At 71.1% G+C, this 18,229-nt stretch carries 16 protein-coding genes; 8 read left to right on the forward strand and 8 right to left on the reverse strand.

Translation table 11 applies throughout. From position 1 onward, the window contains the following. Positions 1–16: 16 nt before the first annotated feature. From dacB to folE, 6 genes are all read left to right on the forward strand, one after another. Entirely contained in the window at positions 17–1,561 is a 1,545-nt protein-coding gene (gene dacB, locus AB0I54_RS15340; RefSeq protein ID WP_363296532.1) for a D-alanyl-D-alanine carboxypeptidase/D-alanyl-D-alanine-endopeptidase, read from the forward strand. An 895-nt stretch (positions 1,562–2,456) separates the two neighbouring features. Then, positions 2,457–3,581 (forward strand): zinc-dependent metalloprotease, encoded by a 1,125-nt coding sequence (locus AB0I54_RS15345; protein ID WP_363296451.1) that lies wholly within the window; start codon positions 2,457–2,459, stop codon positions 3,579–3,581. 193 nt (positions 3,582–3,774) lie between these two features. Further along, positions 3,775–4,815, forward strand: a complete 1,041-nt coding sequence (tilS, locus tag AB0I54_RS15350) for a tRNA lysidine(34) synthetase TilS (protein WP_363296452.1) — start codon at positions 3,775–3,777, stop codon at positions 4,813–4,815. 76 nt (positions 4,816–4,891) lie between these two features. Then, a complete protein-coding gene (gene hpt / locus AB0I54_RS15355) occupies positions 4,892–5,452 on the forward strand; it encodes a hypoxanthine phosphoribosyltransferase (protein ID WP_328876609.1) in 561 nt (186 codons plus the stop codon). A gap of 187 nt (positions 5,453–5,639) precedes the next feature. Then, positions 5,640–7,679 (forward strand): ATP-dependent zinc metalloprotease FtsH, encoded by a 2,040-nt coding sequence (ftsH, locus tag AB0I54_RS15360; RefSeq protein WP_363296453.1) that lies wholly within the window; start codon positions 5,640–5,642, stop codon positions 7,677–7,679. Positions 7,680–7,785: 106 nt separating this feature from the next. Beyond that, positions 7,786–8,391, forward strand: coding sequence for a GTP cyclohydrolase I FolE (folE, locus tag AB0I54_RS15365; protein WP_263211068.1), 606 nt, complete (start codon positions 7,786–7,788; stop codon positions 8,389–8,391). Positions 8,392–8,507: 116 nt separating this feature from the next. On the opposite strand, the gene AB0I54_RS15370 is transcribed toward folE, so the two are convergent. The 6 genes from AB0I54_RS15370 to AB0I54_RS15395 form a co-directional block, all read right to left on the reverse strand. After that, on the reverse strand, positions 8,508–8,993 hold the full coding sequence (locus AB0I54_RS15370; RefSeq protein ID WP_363296454.1) for a DUF3180 domain-containing protein: 486 nt from the start codon (positions 8,991–8,993) through the stop codon (positions 8,508–8,510). A 71-nt stretch (positions 8,994–9,064) separates the two neighbouring features. Next, on the reverse strand, positions 9,065–9,676 hold the full coding sequence (folK, locus tag AB0I54_RS15375) for a 2-amino-4-hydroxy-6-hydroxymethyldihydropteridine diphosphokinase (RefSeq protein WP_363296455.1): 612 nt from the start codon (positions 9,674–9,676) through the stop codon (positions 9,065–9,067). Beyond that, complete coding sequence (folB, locus tag AB0I54_RS15380) at positions 9,673–10,032, reverse strand: dihydroneopterin aldolase (RefSeq protein ID WP_363296456.1); 360 nt, start codon at positions 10,030–10,032, stop codon at positions 9,673–9,675. The genes folK and folB overlap by 4 nt, the downstream gene beginning before the upstream one ends. A 248-nt stretch (positions 10,033–10,280) precedes the next feature. Beyond that, positions 10,281–10,784: a nuclear transport factor 2 family protein gene (locus AB0I54_RS15385; RefSeq protein WP_363296457.1), complete on the reverse strand. Its 504-nt coding sequence runs from the start codon at positions 10,782–10,784 to the stop codon at positions 10,281–10,283. Next, the gene (gene folP / locus AB0I54_RS15390; RefSeq protein ID WP_363296458.1) at positions 10,781–11,692 is read right to left on the reverse strand and encodes a dihydropteroate synthase; all 912 of its coding nucleotides are present in this window, start codon (positions 11,690–11,692) and stop codon (positions 10,781–10,783) included. The genes AB0I54_RS15385 and folP overlap by 4 nt, the downstream gene beginning before the upstream one ends. Positions 11,693–11,789: 97 nt before the next feature. After that, on the reverse strand, positions 11,790–13,601 hold the full coding sequence (locus AB0I54_RS15395; RefSeq protein ID WP_363296459.1) for a phosphatidylglycerol lysyltransferase domain-containing protein: 1,812 nt from the start codon (positions 13,599–13,601) through the stop codon (positions 11,790–11,792). Between the two features lie 228 nt (positions 13,602–13,829). Here AB0I54_RS15395 and AB0I54_RS15400 point away from each other — a divergent pair, with 228 nt between their 5' ends. Both AB0I54_RS15400 and AB0I54_RS15405 read left to right on the forward strand, forming a co-directional pair. Next, the gene (locus AB0I54_RS15400; RefSeq protein WP_363296460.1) at positions 13,830–14,957 is read left to right on the forward strand and encodes an alpha/beta hydrolase-fold protein; all 1,128 of its coding nucleotides are present in this window, start codon (positions 13,830–13,832) and stop codon (positions 14,955–14,957) included. 132 nt (positions 14,958–15,089) lie between these two features. After that, positions 15,090–16,322 (forward strand): hypothetical protein, encoded by a 1,233-nt coding sequence (locus tag AB0I54_RS15405; RefSeq protein WP_363296461.1) that lies wholly within the window; start codon positions 15,090–15,092, stop codon positions 16,320–16,322. A 71-nt stretch (positions 16,323–16,393) separates the two neighbouring features. On the opposite strand, the gene AB0I54_RS15410 is transcribed toward AB0I54_RS15405, so the two are convergent. Next, complete coding sequence (locus AB0I54_RS15410) at positions 16,394–17,725, reverse strand: PH domain-containing protein (RefSeq protein ID WP_363296462.1); 1,332 nt, start codon at positions 17,723–17,725, stop codon at positions 16,394–16,396. Continuing rightward, positions 17,722–18,225 (reverse strand): PH domain-containing protein, encoded by a 504-nt coding sequence (locus AB0I54_RS15415; protein ID WP_363296463.1) that lies wholly within the window; start codon positions 18,223–18,225, stop codon positions 17,722–17,724. Before AB0I54_RS15415 ends, AB0I54_RS15410 begins: the two co-directional genes overlap by 4 nt. Positions 18,226–18,229: the final 4 nt, after the last annotated feature.

Below are 18,229 nucleotides of genomic sequence, written 5' to 3' on the forward strand. Positions count from 1 at the left end.
CACCGCGAGACCGCATGTGGTGCGGATCGCGGGTGCCGTACGACCGCGTCTGGCACGGGTCGCGCGAGCCACCCGGGCCATGGGACCACGCCTTGCGGCGCTCGTCCGGCCTGCGCATCCGCGGACCCTCAGGACCTGGCAGTACACCGCGGGCGCCGCCACCGCCGGGCTGGCACTGGCCGCCGGCGTCGTGACCACCGCCGGCCCCTGGGACGCCAACGGTCAGCGTACGGCCGAGCGGGAGCGGGCGGCCGCCCAGGAGCGGGCAGGTGGCACAGATCACGGTCGTAACTCCGATACGACGGCCGCCGCACCCCGGCCCGCCCCCAGTGCCGCATCCGTCCTGACCGGCCTGGGCGGCGCCACGGGCACCGTGAACACGAAGAAGGCCCCGGCGTCCGGAAAGCCCCTCGCGGACGTCCTGGCGCCACTTCTGGACGTCCCGGAACTCGGCAGCGCCCACACCGCGGCGGTGGTCGACGTGGCCAGCGGCAAGCGGCTGTACGGCTCCGGGGCCGACACGGCCCTCACCCCTGCCTCCACCACGAAGATCGCCACGGCCGTCGCCGCCCTGTCCGCGCTGGGCGCCGACCATCGCCTCACCACCCGGGCCGCCCTGGAGCCGGACACCAAGGAGCTCGTCCTGGTCGGCGGCGGCGACCCGACGCTCACCGCGCACGAGAAGGCGGACGGCTGGGCGAGCCTGCGCACGCTGGCCGTCGACACCGCTGCCGCCCTGAAGAAGCGCGGGGTCCGGGAGATCACCCTCTCCTACGACACCACCCTCTACGCGGGACCCTCGATCCACCCCATCGGCGTCAACGACAACCTCGCTCCCGTCAGCGCCCTGATGGCCGACGAGGGCCGCACCGACGACTCGGCCAGTGGCCCGGCGACCCGGGTCGCCGACCCGGCGGCGGACGCGGCCCGCAAGTTCGCCGGCTTCCTCAAGGACGCCGGTGTCCGGACGACGGCCCCGGGCCCCTCCAAGGCCACCGGCCGCTCCACCACCCTCGCCACCGTCTCCTCGCCCCCGCTCTCCGCCCTGGTCGAACGCATGCTGACCAACAGCGACAACGACATCGCCGAGGCCCTGGCCCGTCAGACGGCCCTCGCGAGCGGGGGGCGGGCGAGCTTCGAGGGCGGGGCGGCCGCGATCGCCTCCCGGCTGAACAAGCTGGGGCTGCCCATGTCCGGTGCCTCGTTCCACGACGGGAGCGGCCTGAACCGCAACGACAGACTGACGGCGGACCTGCTGACGGCCCTCCTCGTCCAGGCGGGCTCACCGGCCCACCCCGACCTGCGCCCGGTCCTCACGGGCCTCCCGGTGGCGGGCTTCACCGGTACCCTCAGCGCCCGCTACACGGATGGTGCGGCGGGCGTCGTCCGAGCCAAGACGGGCACCCTGACCGGCGTCAACACCCTGGCAGGCACGGTGGTCGACCAGGACGGCCGCCTCCTGGCGTTCGCCTTCCTGGCCACCAACACGACGAGCCCCCTGGACGCCCAGGCAGCACTGGACAGAACGGCTACGGCACTGGCGGGGTGCGGCTGCAGCTAGGGGGGAGGCGGGGCGGACTGCCTACGGCGAGTCCGGCCACGGCACCACCGGCTGCCGTCCGCCGCTCTCGGCGGCGCCGTGGCAGCGCCGGCTCCCGCTCGCTGCGGTGCCACCGCCTGCCGCCGTTGCGTTCCTGCACCGGGTTGGAGCCCACCCGCAGCCGCCACGGCACGATCACCCCACCTGCCGCCCGCCGCACACAGCGGCGGCCTGATCGCGCCCGCTACCGCTCGCCGCTTGCCGGGGTGGCGCAGATCCATCGCCTACAGCCCACCGCTTGCCGCCGTGGAGCGACCTCATCATCTGCCGCCTGCACTAGGTGGTGGTGGCGGCGACTGCAGTCAACGGCCTGCCGCGGCGGCACGGCCGCACCGCCTGCAATCCAACGCCCGCCGCCACCGCCTGTTGCCGCAGCGCCGTGCCATTGCCCACCGTCAGCCGCCTGCCGCGGTGGCGCTGCAGCACTGTCTGCCCGCTGTTTGCCGCCGTAGCGCGGTGCGCGCTCCACGTGCCTCCGGCCGCTGCTCGGCGCCGTGACGCGACCGCATCGCCTGCTGTCAACCGCCTGCTGCGGCGGGGCAGCCGTACCATCAGCCCATTTCCGCGGTGACCCCGCAGCACTGTCTGCCCCGCTGTCTGTCGTCGTAACGCGGTGTATGTGCTGCCGCTTCCGGCCGCTGGCCGTCGCGTGGCGCGACCGGAGTGTCTGGCGTCCAGTGGCGGCGCGCAGCCGTAGCTCCTGTCGCTCACCGTCGTAGGCGCCCGCGGCTGGCCGTTCCGGGGTGGGGACGGGAGTGGTTCGCCTGTGCCCGGGTCAGTGCCTCGCGATCAACCCGTGCATCGCCGACCCCGTCACAGCCTGCCCCAAGTGGGAACGCTCACGTACGGTTGACGCATGACGAGCATCGGTGGCACGGAGATGGTCGACTGGAATCTCGCGGTGGCGACCGCGACCCGGCTCGTGCGGCCGGGGCCCGACGTGAGCCGTGACGAGGCCCGGGCCGTCGTCGCGGAGCTGCGTCGGCATGCCAAGGCCTCGGAGGAGCACGTGCGGGGCTTCACCCGCATGGGCACCGAAGTCACCCACGACACCCCGGTACTCGTCGTCGACCGCCCCGGCTGGGTGCGGGCGAACGTCGCCGGGTTCCGGGAGATCCTCAAGCCGCTGCTCGACAAGATGCAGGAGCGGCGCGGCGGCACACCCGGCGGCGCGGTCCTCGGCGCCGTCGGCGGCAAGGTGACCGGCGTCGAACTCGGCATGCTGCTCTCCTTCCTGTCCTCGCGCGTCCTCGGCCAGTACGAGACCTTCGCCCCGGCCAGCCGTGAGCTCCCGGCGGGCGAGAACGGCGGCGGCCGGCTGCTGCTGGTCGCGCCGAACATCGTCCACGTGGAGCGCGAACTCGACGTACAGCCGCACGACTTCCGCCTGTGGGTGTGCCTGCACGAGGAGACGCACCGCACGCAGTTCACCGCGGTGCCGTGGCTGCGCGATCACCTGGAGGGTGAAATCCAGTCGTTCTTGGCGGAGACCGACGTCGACCCGATGACGGTCCTCGAACGCATCCGAGAGGCCGCCCAGTCGCTCGCCGGCGGCCGCCCCGAGGGCGAGGAGGACGACGGCGGCCGGTCGTTCGTGGAGCTCGTGCAGACCCCGGCCCAGCGCGAGATCCTCGGCCGCCTCACCGCCGTGATGTCCCTCCTGGAGGGTCACGCCGACTTCGTGATGGACGGGGTCGGCCCGCACGTCGTACCGAGCGTCGCGGAGATCCGCGAGAAGTTCCAGCAGCGCCGCGCCAAGGGTGCCTCCCGCCTGGACATGACCCTGCGCAAGCTGCTGGGTCTGGATGCCAAACTCAGGCAGTACCGGGACGGCGAACGCTTCGTACGGGCCGTCGTCGAACAGGTCGGCATGGACGGCTTCAACCGTGTGTGGACCTCCCCGAACACCCTGCCGACCAAGGCGGAGATCGCCAAACCGGCGGACTGGGTCGCACGGGTGCACCGCAAGACGGAGTCGTGAGGCGTCTGGAGCACGTCGTGAACGGAATCCGGCCGACGGCAGGCGAACGCCCCTTCAATCACCCGTCCGAGGGACCGTGAGGGATGGGTAGGCGTGCAATGCTCGGGGAACCGCCCGTTTCTGTCACCATCTACACACTCTGAGTGACCTGCCTCGGGCTCACCCCCCGAAAACTTCATGAAGGGAACCGGACATGGGTCCCCATCCTGCGGTCGCGGCGATACGCCTGGCGGTCCGCCGCGTCCTTCACGACATCCTCACCGACCACAGCCCGCATACCCCCGCCGCCGACTCCCCGGGCGGTACGTACGAGCGTTCCCCGTCCCCGCTCGTGCTCGTGGCGTGCTCCGGCGGCGCCGACTCCATGGCACTCGCCTCCGCCCTCGCGTTCGAAGCGCCCAAGCTCGGCATCCGTGCCGGCGGAATCACCGTCGACCACGGCCTCCAGCCCGGCTCCGACCTGCGCGCCGACGAGGTCGCCCTGAGGCTGCGCGAACTCGCCCTCGACCCGGTCGAGTCCATCGCCGTGACCGTGGGCCGCGAAGGCGGCCCCGAAGCCGCCGCCCGAGACGCCCGCTACGCCGCCCTCGACGCCGCGGCCGAACGCCACGGCGCCACCGCGATCCTGCTCGGCCACACCCGCGACGACCAGGCCGAAACCGTCCTCCTCGGCCTCGCCCGCGGCTCCGGCATCCGCTCCCTGTCCGGAATGGCCGCGGTCTCGGGGGCCGACGGCCGTTACCGCCGCCCCTTCCTCCAGCTCGACCGGCAGACCGCCCGCAAGGCCTGCATGGTCCAGTCGCTCCCGGTGTGGGACGACCCGCACAACGCCGACCCGGCCTACACGCGCTCCCGGCTCCGCCACGAGGGCCTGCCCGCCCTGGAGAAGGCCCTCGGCAAGGGCGTCGTCGAGGCCCTCGCCCGCACGGCCCAGCTCTCCCGCGACGACGCCGACGCCCTGGACGCCTGGGCCAGCCAGGCCGAGTCCGCCGTCCTCGACGCCACCGGCCTCCTCGAGTGCGCCAAGCTCTACGCCCTGCCGCCCGCCGTGCGCCGCCGCATCCTGCGCCGCGCCGCCATCCGCGCGGGCGCCCCGGCCGGTTCGCTGTTCGCCCGGCACATCGAGGAAGTCGACCGGCTGATCACCGGCTGGCGCGGCCAGGGAGCCATCAATCTCCCGGGCAAAGTCGTCGCCCAGCGCCAGGGTGGCAGACTGGTCATTCGGCAAGGCTGAATCTCCCGGATGGGGAGACGCCCGGTCTCCCCTTCGGGAGGGGCCGGCCGGCCGTGAACCGGGACGACCGAAAGTGATGCGGGTGGACGCGAACGACATGGGTGCCGACCTTCAGCAGGTGCTCATCACCAAGGAAGAGATCGACGCGAAGCTGGCCGAGCTGGCCGCGAAGATCGACGCGGAGTACGCGGGCAAGGACCTGCTGATCGTCGGTGTGCTCAAGGGTGCGGTGATGGTCATGGCGGACCTCGCCCGGGCGCTGTCCACCCCCGTCACCATGGACTGGATGGCCGTGTCCTCGTACGGCGCGGGCACCCAGTCCTCCGGTGTCGTCAGGATCCTCAAGGACCTCGACACCGACATCAAGGGCAAGCACGTCCTGATCGTCGAGGACATCATCGACTCCGGCCTGACCCTGTCCTGGCTGCTGTCCAACCTCGGCTCGCGCGAGCCGGAGTCGCTCAAGGTGTGCACGCTGCTACGCAAGCCGGACGCCGCCAAGGTGGCCATCGACGTCGAGTGGGTCGGCTTCGACATCCCCAACGAGTTCGTCGTGGGCTACGGCCTCGACTACGCCGAGAAGTACCGGAACCTCCCGTTCGTCGGTACGCTCGCGCCTCACGTCTACGGCGGCTGAGCCTCACACGGCCCAGTCTCGTAAGACGATCGGGAACCCCAGCGGGTTTCGCGCCGTTGGAGCATGCAGAGACGGGATTGGCAGCAGTCCTGTGCGGCTTCGCGCAACAATGCTGGGGTACCGTCAGAAGAACTGTCTTATCAAACTCACTATGGCAGGAGGGACGGGGCGACACCGCTCCGTATGGATGGACGTGAAGCGATACTTCCGTGGGCCGGTCATGTGGATCGTGCTGGCCGTCCTTGCCGTGGTCGTGTTGATGCAGGTCGTCGGCTCGTCCGGCGGCTACAAGACGGTGGACACCGGCCAGGTCGTGGCGGCGATCAACGACAACAAGGTCCAGTCGGCCAAGCTCACCACCGGTGACGAGCAGAGCATCAAGGTCACGCTCAAGGACGGCGTGAAGGTCGACGGCAGCTCGAAGATCCAGGCGAGCTACATCGGCGACCAGGGCGTGACCCTCGCCGGCACGCTGCAGACCAAGTACCAGGACAAGCAGATCCCCGACGGGTACACCGTCTCCCCGACGAAGCAGAACGCCTTCGTCGGCGTGCTGCTCTCCCTGCTCCCCTTCGTCCTGATCGTGGTCGTCTTCCTGTTCCTGATGAATCAGATGCAGGGTGGCGGCTCCCGGGTCATGAACTTCGGCAAGTCCAAGGCGAAGCTCATCACCAAGGACACCCCGAAGACGACCTTCTCGGACGTCGCGGGCTGTGACGAGGCCGTCGAGGAGCTCCAGGAGATCAAGGAGTTCCTGCAGGAGCCGGCGAAGTTCCAGGCCGTCGGCGCCAAGATCCCCAAGGGCGTGCTCCTCTACGGCCGTCCCGGTACCGGCAAGACGCTGCTCGCGCGTGCCGTCGCCGGCGAGGCAGGGGTCCCCTTCTACTCGATCTCCGGTTCCGACTTCGTCGAGATGTTCGTCGGTGTCGGTGCCTCCCGGGTCCGTGACCTCTTCGAGCAGGCCAAGGCGAACGCCCCGGCGATCGTCTTCGTCGACGAGATCGACGCGGTCGGCCGCCACCGCGGCGCCGGCCTCGGCGGTGGTCACGACGAGCGCGAGCAGACCCTGAACCAGCTGCTCGTCGAGATGGACGGCTTCGACGTCAAGGGCGGTGTGATCCTCATCGCCGCGACGAACCGCCCCGACATCCTCGACCCGGCCCTCCTGCGCCCCGGCCGCTTCGACCGCCAGATCGCGGTCGACCCGCCGGACCTGCAGGGCCGTCTGGAGATCCTCAAGGTCCACCAGAAGGGCAAGCCGGTCGCGCCCGACGTCGATCTCTCGGCGGTCGCCCGTCGCACCCCGGGCTTCACCGGTGCGGACCTGAGCAACGTCCTCAACGAGGCCGCGCTGCTCACCGCCCGCAGCGACAGGAAGCTGATCGACAACTCCATGCTGGACGAGGCCATCGACCGCGTGGTGGCGGGACCGCAGAAGCGGACCCGGATCATGTCGGACAAGGAGAAGAAGATCACCGCGTACCACGAGGGCGGACACGCCCTGGTCGCGGCGGCCTCCCCGAACTCCGACCCGGTCCACAAGATCACGATCCTGTCCCGCGGCCGTGCCCTCGGCTACACGATGGTGCTGCCGGACGAGGACAAGTACTCCACGACGCGCAACGAGATGCTGGACCAGCTGGCGTACATGCTGGGCGGCCGCGCGGCCGAGGAGCTCGTCTTCCACGACCCGACCACGGGTGCCGCGAACGACATCGAGAAGGCCACCACCACCGCCCGCGCGATGGTCACCCAGTACGGCATGACCGAGCGCCTGGGTGCGATCAAGTTCGGCGGCGACAACACCGAGCCGTTCCTCGGACGTGAGATGGCTCACCAGCGCGACTACTCGGAAGAGGTCGCCGCGCTGGTGGACGAGGAAGTCAAGAAGCTCATCGAGAACGCTCACAACGAGGCCTGGGAGATCCTGGTCGAGAACCGTGACGTCCTCGACAACCTCGTCCTGGCCCTCCTGGAGAAGGAGACGCTCGGCAAGGAGGAGATCGCCGAGATCTTCGCCCCGATCCACAAGCGCCCGCCGCGGCCCGCGTGGACCGGCTCCTCCCGCCGTACGCCGTCCACCCGCCCGCCGGTGCTCTCCCCGAAGGAGCTGGCACTGACCAACGGCGCGAACGGCGCTACGCCCGCGATCAGCACCGCCAAGTCCACAGCGTCGGAGCCCGCCCCGGTGACGGAGCAGGCCCCGGAGGACCGCTCGGAGAGCTGACCGCCATACCAGGCCCGGAATGGATGCCGCGCCCCCCAAGGTTCTAGCCTTGGGGGGCGCGGCATTTCTGCATGCCCGCGCACGAGAAACAGGAACGAGGCACCATATGACCGACCCCGTGACGCTGGACGGCGAAGGCACCATCGGCGAGTTCGACGAGAAGCGCGCCGAGAACGCCGTACGCGAACTGCTGATCGCGGTCGGCGAGGACCCGGACCGCGAGGGCCTGAGGGAGACACCGGCGCGGGTGGCGCGGGCTTATCGGGAGCTCTTGGCGGGGCACACGCAGGAGCCCGAGGATGTCCTGACGACCACGTTCGATCTCGGACACGACGAGATGGTCCTGGTCAAGGACATCGAAATCGTATCTTTGTGCGAGCATCACATGCTGCCGTTCCATGGTGTGGCCCATGTCGGGTACATCCCGGCGGAGACGGGCAAGATCACAGGTCTGTCGAAGCTTGCGCGGCTGGTTGAGGTGTTCGCCCGTCGCCTGCAGGTGCAGGAACGACTCACCACGCAGATCGCCGACTCCCTCATGAGGATCCTTGAGGCACGAGGCGTGATCGTCGTCATCGAGGCCGAGCACATGTGCATGTCGGTACGTGGGATCCGCAAGCCAGGTGCCAAGACCACGACGTCGGCGGTGCGCGGTCAGCTCCGGGATGCTACGACCCGTGCCGAGGCAATGAGCCTGATACTGGCGCGCTGACCTGAAAGTGGCGACCGTCAAGGTCCGTGAGGTCTTCGAAGGCTTTCTGGACGGCTACACGGACGGTGACGGATTCCGGCCCGCGACGTGGCGTGGCTGCCAGGTCTGGTAGGGGTTCACACCGGTTCGGCCCCGGTGTGGTTGTGGTCCTCGTCCTCCGGGAGTTTGCAGACTCGTTCCAGGAACAGGGCTGCCGCTATGACGGCGATGCCGGCCAGGACCGAGAGGGCGGCGTAGATGGCCTGGTCGCGGCGGGCTGGCATGTCGAGGAGTTCCAGGAGGAAGGCGCCCGTGCCGCCGTACATTCCGGCGACGAGCGCGGCGACCAGGGCGCTGGCCTGGCCGAAGACGACCGCGCGGGCGGCCATCAGGGGGTCGACTCCCTTGGCGCCGGGGCGGCGCTCGCGCTGGGCCTTGAGGCGGGCGCGCAGGGAGAGCGCCGTGGAGAGCAGAACCGCGGCGATCAGGGCCAGGACGATGGGGGCGGCCAGCGGGACGCTCGGGAGCGTCCCCACCGTGTTCCACAGGCGGGCGCCCGCCCAGGACAGCACTCCGGCAACGACGAACACGCCGACCAGCAGCCTGATGCGCAGCTCTCTCACGGTGTTCCTTCAGCTCCCCCGGAGTAGGTGTGGCCGGACCGTGCGGACGTCTCGGCCCTTGACCTTAACGACTACTCGGGCAGATGGAGTTCCAGGTCCGTGCGGGCCTGGACACCGGCACGGGTGACGGCGCCGAGGAGGCCCGCGACCGGGCCGCGGCCGGGCAGCAGGGCGTCGGGGTCCACGTCGTACCAGGGGGCCAGCACGAAGGCGCGCTCATGGGCGCGCGGGTGGGGAAGGGTGAGGTGCGGGTCGTCGGAGACGACTTCGGCGTACGCGACGATGTCGACGTCGAGGGTGCGCGGGCCCCAGCGCTGGTCCCGTACGCGGTTGAAGGCCTCCTCGACGGCGTGCGCCCGCTCCAGGAGGGAGGACGGGGGGAGCGTGGTCTTCAGGACCACGACCGCGTTGTAGTACGAGGGCTGGCTGCCGGGCTCCACACCCCACGGCTCCGTCTCGTACACGGGGGAGACGGCCTTGATGCGGACGCCCGGGGTGTCCTCCAGGGCGTCGATGGCGCCCTGGAGGGTCTCCAGGCGGTTGCCCAGGTTGGAGCCGAGGGAGATCACGGCCCGTTTGGGGTTGCTCAGAGTGGTGTCGGCGGCGTCGACCTGTTCGACGACGGAGGCGGGTACCGGCTGTACGGTCGGGTCGCTGGGACCCTGCGTGAAGGATGCGGTCATACTCGGCTCCGGGTGATGGTGACGGTCACGTCGTCGAAGGGGACCGTGATCGGGGCGTCCGGCTTGTGGACGCAGACCTCGACCTCCATGACTCCTTCGTGCTTCAGGCAGGTCTGGGCGATGCGCTCGGCGAGCGTCTCGATGAGGTTCACCGGTTCGCCCTCGACCACGGCCACGACCTCTTCGGCCACGATGCCGTAGTGCACGGTCCTCGCGAGGTCGTCGCCGGCCGCCGCCGGCCGGGTGTCCAGACCAAGGACGATGTCCACGATGAAGGGCTGGCCCTCCTCGCGCTCCTTGGGGAACACACCGTGGTGCCCGCGGGCCTTCAGGCCGCGCAGCGCGACACGATCCACGCGAATCACTCCTGCAATCGTCGGTAACGGCCGGTCCGTGCCGTGTGCGGACGGCACACCGGCCACAGTCGAATCTACCTGCGGGCACTGACAGAACCGGGCTTCAGGGGTGTGGGCCCCGGCCGGAGCCGAGAGGGTTCATCGCACGTTTCCCCTGGGGAACCCGGTGCCTCATGGGTTGGTAGCCCCACTTACCCGCGAGTTCGTGATTCCAACCACTTCTTGGTCCCTGTGGGCCGCCTACCCACTCAGGCAGGTGTGTCGTCGTCCTCTTCCTCGTCGTTCTCGGCCAGTACCGGGGAGGCGTGGTGGGACCAGAGCTTCCAGCCGAGGGATGTGCGGCGGAACACATTCGTGGCGACGACCAACTGGCCCACGAGCGGGCCGAGCTCCGCGCCGGGCTCGGGGGCGGGGCCGCCGCTGAGGATGTTCTCGGTGCACGTCACCAGGGCGGTGTCTCCGGTGACGGAGACATGGACGTCGGTGAGGAAGAACTGGATGTAGTCGGTGTTCGCCATGATCAGCGCGTACGACCTGAGGACCTCGCCGCGGCCCGTGAGCACGGGCCAGCCCGGGTGCACGCAGGAGATCACGCCCGCGTCCGCCGGATCGTGGTACTCCTCGTCGACGCCGAGGTCGGACGGGGTGAGCCAGAGCGAGGACAGTTCGTCGAAGTCGCCCCGCTCCATGGCCTCGTAGAAGGCGGTGTTGGCGAGCTCGACCTGTTCGACGTCGGTGTGGGGGGCGCTCACCGGGCTCCTTCCGCGCCCTGTGCACCGCCCACGGCGCGCGTGCCCACTGGGCGCGCGCCTTCCACGGCCCGTGCGACCCGTACCGCGTCCGCCGTGGCGCGCACCTCGTGGACACGCACCGCCCATGCCCCGGCCTGTGCCGCGAGCGCGGAGACGGCGGCCGTGGCGGCGTCCCGCTCCCGGGCCGGCGGGGGCGCTCCCTCGGGCCCGGCCAGGACGCGGCCGAGGAACCGTTTGCGGGAGGCGGCGACCAGGACGGGGTAACCCAGCGCGCCCAGGCGGTCGAGGCGGGCGAGCAGGGCGAGGTCGTGCTCGGCCTCCTTGGAGAAGCCGAGTCCGGGGTCGACGACGATGCGGTCGGGGGCGACGCCGCCGGCCAGGACGGCCTCCACGCGCGCGTGGAGTTCGTCGACGACCTCGGTGACGACGTCGTCGTACACGCCCTGGACGTTGCCGCCCTCCAGGAAGCCGCGCCAGTGCATGACCACGAAGGGGGCGCCGGAGGCTGCGACGACCGGGATCATCGCGGGGTCGGCGAGGCCGCCGCTGACGTCGTTGACCAGGGCGGCGCCGGCGGCGAGGGCCTGTTCGGCGACGGAGGCGCGCATGGTGTCGACGGAGACGACGGCGCCTTCGGAGGCGAGGCCGCGGACGACGGGGATGACACGCCGGAGCTCCTCGGCCTCGTCGACGCGGGTGGCGCCGGGGCGGGTGGACTCGCCGCCGACGTCGACCAGGTCGGCGCCCTCGGCGACCAGTTCGAGCCCGTGTTTGACGGCGGCGGTCGTGTCGAAGAAGCGGCCGCCGTCGGAGAAGGAGTCGGGGGTGACGTTCACGACCCCCATGACCGCGCAGCGGTCCCATGCCGGAAGGCCCGTCACTCGGCCGCGCCCGCTCTGGTTGCTCATATGTTCAGCGTAGGCCCCGGGCCGGGGCGGCAGGCCCCGTGGCCCGAGCGGAAGCCCCGGGGCTGGAGGTCGGGGGTTCCGCTCGGGCCGGCTCGGGTCAGGCCGCTTTGACGTCCCGTTCCGCCAGCCCGTGCGAGCACGGGCGCCGGGCGGGGGTGCGGCGGCGCAGGAAGCGCGGCAGCGGCAGGGCGAGGTCGACGAAGCCCTCCGCCTGCATGGCCGCGAAGCCTATGCGGGGCAGGTCGCCGGAGGCCCGGTAGACGACGAAGCGCGGCTCCCAGCGCGGCTGGAACTTGGCGTTGAACTTGTACAGCGACTCGATCTGGAACCAGCGGGACAGGAACACCAGCAGCCCGCGCCAGGCGCGCAGCACCGGGCCCGCGCCGATCTTCTCGCCGCGCGCCAGCGCCGAGCGGAACATCGCGAAGTTCAGCGAGACGCGGGTGATGCCGAATTTCGGGGCCGCCTGGAGCGCGGCCACGATGAGCAGCTCGTTCATGCCGGGGTCGGCGGAGCGGTCGCGGCGCATGAGGTCCAGGGAGGCGCCGTCCGTGCCCCAGGGCACGAAGTGCAGGATCGCCTTCAGGTCGCCGTACTCGCCGGGCTCGTCGTCCGTCTTGTGGGCGGTGGCGATCAGGCAGTCCCCGTCGCGCGGGTCGCCTATCCGGCCGAGCGCCATGGAGAAGCCGCGCTCGGTGTCCGTGCCGCGCCAGTCCTCCGCGGCGCGCCGGATGCGCTCAAGTTCGGCTTCGCCCAGGTCACGGATGCGCCGTACCCGGGTTTCGTAGCCGGCTCGCTCGATGCGCTTGACCATCTGTCGCACGTTGCGCATCGCGCGTCCGGCGAGGGAGAAATCCGCGACGTCCACCACCGCCTCGTCGCCCAGCTCCAGGGCGTCCAGGCCGGTCTCCCGGGTCCACACCTCGCCGCCGGTCTCGGAGCAGCCCATGACGGCGGGCGTCCAGGAGTGGGCCTTGGCCTCGTCCATGAAGCGCTCGATGGCACCCGGCCAGGCCTCGACGTCGCCGATGGGGTCACCGCTGGCGAGCATCACGCCGGAGACGACGCGGTACGTCACCGCCGCCTTGCCGCTGGGCGAGAACACGACGGCCTTGTCGCGGCGCAGGGCGAAGTGGCCGAGGGAGTCGCGGCTGCCGTGCTTGTCCAGCAGGGCGCGCAGCCGGGACTCGTCCTCCTCGGTCAGCTGTGCGGCCGGGTGTTCGGGCCGGAAGGCCAGGTAGATGGTGGTGATCGCGGTGATCCAGCCGAGGGCGCCCAGTGAGAAGGCGACCGTCCAGGAGGTGTTGCCCTGGTAGTCGACCGGTCCCTCGAAGCCGAACAGGCCGTACATGACATGCGTCAGGCGATCGGCCACGCTCGGGTCGCCGATGGTGCGATCGGGGTGGACGCTGACGATGACCAGTCCGAGGACGAGGGAACCGGCGCCCATGAGCACGAAGTTGGCGAGCGCGCGCCACCTGCTGCGCGGGTCCGGCAGGGCCGCGAACTCGTCCCGGTGGCGCAGGAGGGGCAGCAGCAGCGCCACCGAGATCAGCGCCCCGACGATGGAGTGCCGGTACACGAACTGCGCGACCGCGCCGGCCGGCAGGAGCGCGACCGCGGCCCGCCACGCCCGGCGTTTGCGCCGCTTGAGCCCGTGCGCGAGCAGCAGCAACAGCACGCCGGTGCTGAGCGAGAGCGCCGCGGCGAACGGGCCGAGCGCGCCGGGCAGTACCTCGGCTATGGCGTGCATACGGCTGTGACGGAAGCGCGGGAACACGCCCGCGGCAATGTCCAGGACGCCCACGAGAGCGCACGCCCTGCCGACCAGTGCTGGGACGGCCTCGGGGCGCGGGCCGCGGACTATGCGCCGCATCGCGCTTGATCGGCTCGGAACCCCGCCCGACATTTCCCCATCTATCCTGACAGACATCGCATCCCGTAGTTCTGCGAGAGACCTTGAATCCGGTGCCGATCGGGGCATCCGGCGACATTGCGCCCTCTAGGACGGTGTCTTGGGGAGAGAGGTTCACTCCCCACCGGAAAGCCCGTCAAAAGGCAAAGGAAAGCCCGGGGCAAGCCCTCGCTACGAACGAGTGGGTGAGCCGCCGGCGGAAAGCGCAGGCAGGTTCAGCCCATGGGTCTCACTAGCAACAAAGTGCTGCTGCTGACGGTCGTGCTCGCCGTGCTTCTGTTCATCGGCACGGTGTGGCTGTGGCCACGGCTGGCGCGGCAGAACTGGCGGTCCGTCACCGGGCGGGTCGGCCTGCTGCTGGCGGTCCAGCTGGCGCTCTTCTCGTCCCTGGGGATCGCCGCCAACCAGGCCTTCGGCTTCTACGCGAGCTGGGCGGACCTGTTCGGCAGGGAGACGGCCCAGGGCGTCGTGGTCAACCACACGGCCAGTGGCGCGCCCGGCGGCCCGCTCCAGGTGCTGAGCACGCAGCAGTTGCAGGGGGTGAGCGGATCGGGGCCGCGGCAGACCGGGCAGATCCAGAAGGTCGACATCGTGGGACGTACGACTCATATCGCCACGCCTGCGTACGTCTATCTGCCGCCGGAGTACTTCCAGCCCCGGTACCGCACGCGCACGTTCCCCGCCGCCGTCATACTCACCGGCTACCCCGGTACGGCGCAGGCGCTGGTGGACAAGCTGCACTACCCGCGTACGGCACAGGAACTGGCCAAGAACGGGCGGATGCAGCCGATGATCCTGGTGATGCTGCGGCCGACGGTGGCGCCGCCGCGGGACACGGAATGCGTGGACATCCCGGGCGGCCCGCAGACGGAGACGTTCTTCGCCAAGGATCTGCCCGAGGCCGTGACGGACCACTACAGGGTGGGCAGGAAACCCGGCAGCTGGGGGATCGTCGGGGACTCCACCGGCGGATACTGCGCGCTGAAGCTCGCCATGCACCACCCGGCGTCGTACGCGGCGGCCGCGGGTCTGTCGCCCTACTACAAGGCGCCGATCGACCCCACGACCGGTGATCTCTTCCGCGGTGACCGGAATCTGCGCAATCGTGCTGATCTGTGGTGGTGCCTCAAGCACCTGCCCGCCCCGGCCACTTCGCTGCTCGTCACCAGCAGCAGGATCGGTGAGCACAACTACAAGGACACGCTCAGGTTCATCGACCAGGTGCAGGCCACGAATCTGACCGGGATCTCGTCGATCATCCTTCCGAGCGGTGGGCACAACTTCAACACCTGGCGGCGCGAGATTCCGGCGACGTTGCAGTGGCTGAGCGGGCGGCTGAGCGACCGCTGAAAGCGATCTTGCCGAAATCGGCGGCCCGCTGATCAGTCGTGTCGTTCCTGGTGTCGGGTGAAGGCATCGTTATGGCTGTGTTTTTACGGGGCGGGGCACCATGATTCGCCTACGCGCGGTAAGTTTCTGGCCATGCCACGTGGACGTCACCGCCATTCCCCGCCTTTGCACCGGCTGTTGCCGCCGTCGGCGATCGCAGGCGTCTCTCTCGTCTGCGCGTTTGGTCCCTGGTTGTTCTCCGATACGGGCGTGCTGCGCGTCGTCGCCGCCATCGCCGCGGCGACGGCGGTCGTCGGTGCGGCCGTGATGCGCCGCTGGGACGGCCTCGCGGGCAAGCAGGTGGCCGACCTCACGCGCGCGCGGGCGAGTGACGAGTGGCGCTTCGAGGAACGGGTCGCCGAGCTGGAGACCGACCTGGAGGAGTCGCGCGAGCTGCGCACCAAGCTGGAGCAGCGGCTGCGCGCGAAGCGGACCGAGCTGGCCGGGCTGCGCAACGAGCACGCCGCGCTGCTGCGGCGGTACGCCACGGCGGAGACCGAGCGGGCGAGTGCCCTGGAGGGGCGTCGGCTGCTGGAGATAGAGACGGCCGTGCCCTCGCGCGCGCTGCTGCCCGCGCCTTCGCCGGCGCCGGAGGCCGAGCGGGAGACCGACGCCGAGCGGGAGACCGGGGCCGAGCAGGCCGCCGAGGGTGCCGGGACGGCCGAGGACGAGAAGCCGGCGGTTCCCGGGGTGTTCTCGCCCGAGGGTTCCCGGCTGTTCCTGCGGGCCCAGGCGGCGCTGTCCCGCTTCGAGGAGGGCGAGGAGCCTTCCGAGGCGGTATCAGCCGCCAAAGGGGACGGCGTCGCGGACGAGGTGAAGCAGCCCGCCGCCGAAACGCCGTCGGCCGAAGCGGCGGCCGGTGACGGTGCCGGGGCGGAATCCGTCCGGGAGACGGTCCGGGAGGCCGCCCAGGAGGACGAGGCGCAGGGGCAGCCCGAGGCGGCCGACGGGCACGAGCACGCGGCCGCCTCCACCACGACGCTGCCCGCCGAGACCGGCAGGAACGTGCAGCAGCCCGCGGGACACTTCACGGTGCCGACCGCGGTGGCCGTACTGCCGGCCGCGCCCATGCCGCGTCCGCTGGTCACGGGCGGGTTCGACTTCTTCGGTACGCAGAAGGAGTCCACGGAGCTGGCTGCCGTGCAGAACGAGGACCTCGCCGACGTGGTGGGCCAGGAGGCGCTCGCCCTCCACAAGGCCGAGTCCGAGGCCGCGTTCAAGCCGGCCCACGAGGGCTCGCGCGTCGTCGGCCAGGTCATCGACCTGACGGCCCACGACGAGACGGAACAGATCGACATGCAGAACCTGCGCACCGCGGCTTCCTGACCCAACCGCACACGGCCGACATCCGGGGAACCGACGTCGGCCGTTCGCTGTGCCGGCGCCTTGCCGCCGGCTCAGGTCATCCATCTGTCCGGGCGGGCGTCGCGGCGGCCCGTTCGGGATCTTTCCGCCTGGCTCTGGAGCAGTGCTGCGGCTTGCTGGGCGTCTCTCAGGCGGGCTGTCACCGTCTTGTCAGCTCCCGTGTCCACATGGACGTCGGCAAGCCGCCAGAGGCGCTCCCAGGGGCCCTGGGTGAGCCGTACGCTCTGGACCTTGGCGTGCGGGACCAGGGACAGGCGCCGGCGGAGCAGGCCCTGCCGCGCGGCGAAGACGGTGTCCGTGACCGCGATGCCGTAACCGCGCCACCACAGCGGCACGCACCGTCCGGCCCGTCGCGGGGGCCGGGCGAGGGACCGCAGCGGTGGCACCGTCACTCCGGGCAGCACGCGCGCGACGACCGACTCGGCCACCGCGCGCGGGGCGACCGGCACCAGGACGGAGTTCGAGGACCCGGCCACGTCCAGTTCCACCCGCACCCAGCCGCGCCGCCTCCAGAGCAGCGGCTCCACGATCCGTACGGTCTGCACCCGCCCCGGCGGCACCGTCTCGTGCGTGCGGTCGAGCAGCCCGTGGTCGATGCGCAGCCCGTCCGGGGACTCGCCCACCGTCCAGTCGTACTCGGCGACGAACCGTCCCACGCTGCTCGCGCCCGCCGCGCCGAGCAGCGGCAGACCGGTGGCGAGGACCGTCACCACACTGTGCGTGGCCAGCCACAGCACCGGCGGTACGACGAGCGCCGCGACCAGGGACCCCCAGGTCGCGCCCGTCAGCACCAGGGAGATCGCGAGCTCGCGCGCGGGCAGCCGCATCAGCTCGCGCGCCGGCGCCTCACCGACCTCGCGTGCCGTCTCGGGCGCGAAACCGGCCGCGCGCGCGAGCAGTTCCGCGCGCAGCGCGCGGGCCTCGCCCTCGCCCAGAAAGGCCAGTTCGTCCTTCTTGTCCGCCCCGACGACGTCGATCCTGAGCTTCGCGACACCCGCCACGCGCGCGAGGAGCGGCTGTGTCACGTCGACGGCCTGGATCCGCTCCAGCCGGATGTGCGCGGTGCGCCGGAACAACAGGCCGGTACGGATGCGCAGTTCCCTGTCGGTCACCGAGAAGTGGGTGAACCACCAGGACAGGAAGCCGTAGAGGGCGGCCACCGGGACCAGCGCGGCGAGCCCGGCCAGCAGCATGGTCGTGGTCAGCCTCGTCAGCTGCTCCTGGGCCTGGTTCGGGTCGTGCACCGCCCACCCGGCTATCACGGCGACCGGCGCCCACGCGCGCCGGAACGGCGTCACGGGGTGCAGCCGCCGCTCGGCCACGGCCGGCCCCTGTCGTACGTCGTCGAGGCCCGGAGTCGTCACAGGCCCGCCGACCGGGCCTCGCCCAGCTCGGTGAGCCGGTCGCGCAGCCGCTCCGCCTCGGCCGGGTCGAGTCCGGGGATCGTCGCGTCGGTGGCCGCGGCCGCGGTGTGCAGCTGTACGGAGGCCAGCCCGAAGTGCCGCTCGACGGGACCGGATCTCACCTCCACGAGCTGCATCCGCCCGTACGGCACGACGGTCTCCTCGCGCCACAGCACCCCGCGGCTGATCAGCAGGTCGTCGGCGCGCTCGGCGTACCGCCACGAGCGCCAGTTGCGGCCGAGGAGCACCCAGCCCCACGCCAGCAGGGCCAGCGGCAGCAGCGCGAAGGCGGCCCACCCCGGCCCGGCGAGCAGACCGAGCAGCAGCCCGACGACCAGGGCCGACGTCCCCAGCCACAGCGCCAGCAGCAGCCGCCGCATGCGCAGCAGGCCGGGCGGCAGCCCGGTCCACACCGGCTCCGCCCCCGTCGCCTCGGCATTTTCCGGGCTCCCCGTCTCCATGCGG

The organism is Streptomyces sp. NPDC050625, assembly GCF_040654755.1.
GTDB lineage: Bacteria > Actinomycetota > Actinomycetes > Streptomycetales > Streptomycetaceae > Streptomyces.

Coding starts and splice junctions, on each gene's coding strand:
- AB0I54_RS15415 (WP_363296463.1), bottom strand. CDS start 18,225: ATGGAGACGGGGAGCCCGGAAAATGCCGAGGCGACGGGGGCGGAGCCG.
- folK (WP_363296455.1), bottom strand. CDS start 9,676: ATGACCGCATCCTTCACGCAGGGTCCCAGCGACCCGACCGTACAGCCG.
- AB0I54_RS15345 (WP_363296451.1), top strand. CDS start 2,457: ATGACGAGCATCGGTGGCACGGAGATGGTCGACTGGAATCTCGCGGTG.
- AB0I54_RS15395 (WP_363296459.1), bottom strand. CDS start 13,601: ATGTCGGGCGGGGTTCCGAGCCGATCAAGCGCGATGCGGCGCATAGTC.
- hpt (WP_328876609.1), top strand. CDS start 4,892: ATGCGGGTGGACGCGAACGACATGGGTGCCGACCTTCAGCAGGTGCTC.
- tilS (WP_363296452.1), top strand. CDS start 3,775: ATGGGTCCCCATCCTGCGGTCGCGGCGATACGCCTGGCGGTCCGCCGC.
- AB0I54_RS15400 (WP_363296460.1), top strand. CDS start 13,830: ATGGGTCTCACTAGCAACAAAGTGCTGCTGCTGACGGTCGTGCTCGCC.
- folE (WP_263211068.1), top strand. CDS start 7,786: ATGACCGACCCCGTGACGCTGGACGGCGAAGGCACCATCGGCGAGTTC.
- folP (WP_363296458.1), bottom strand. CDS start 11,692: ATGAGCAACCAGAGCGGGCGCGGCCGAGTGACGGGCCTTCCGGCATGG.
- ftsH (WP_363296453.1), top strand. CDS start 5,640: ATGGACGTGAAGCGATACTTCCGTGGGCCGGTCATGTGGATCGTGCTG.
- AB0I54_RS15405 (WP_363296461.1), top strand. CDS start 15,090: ATGCCACGTGGACGTCACCGCCATTCCCCGCCTTTGCACCGGCTGTTG.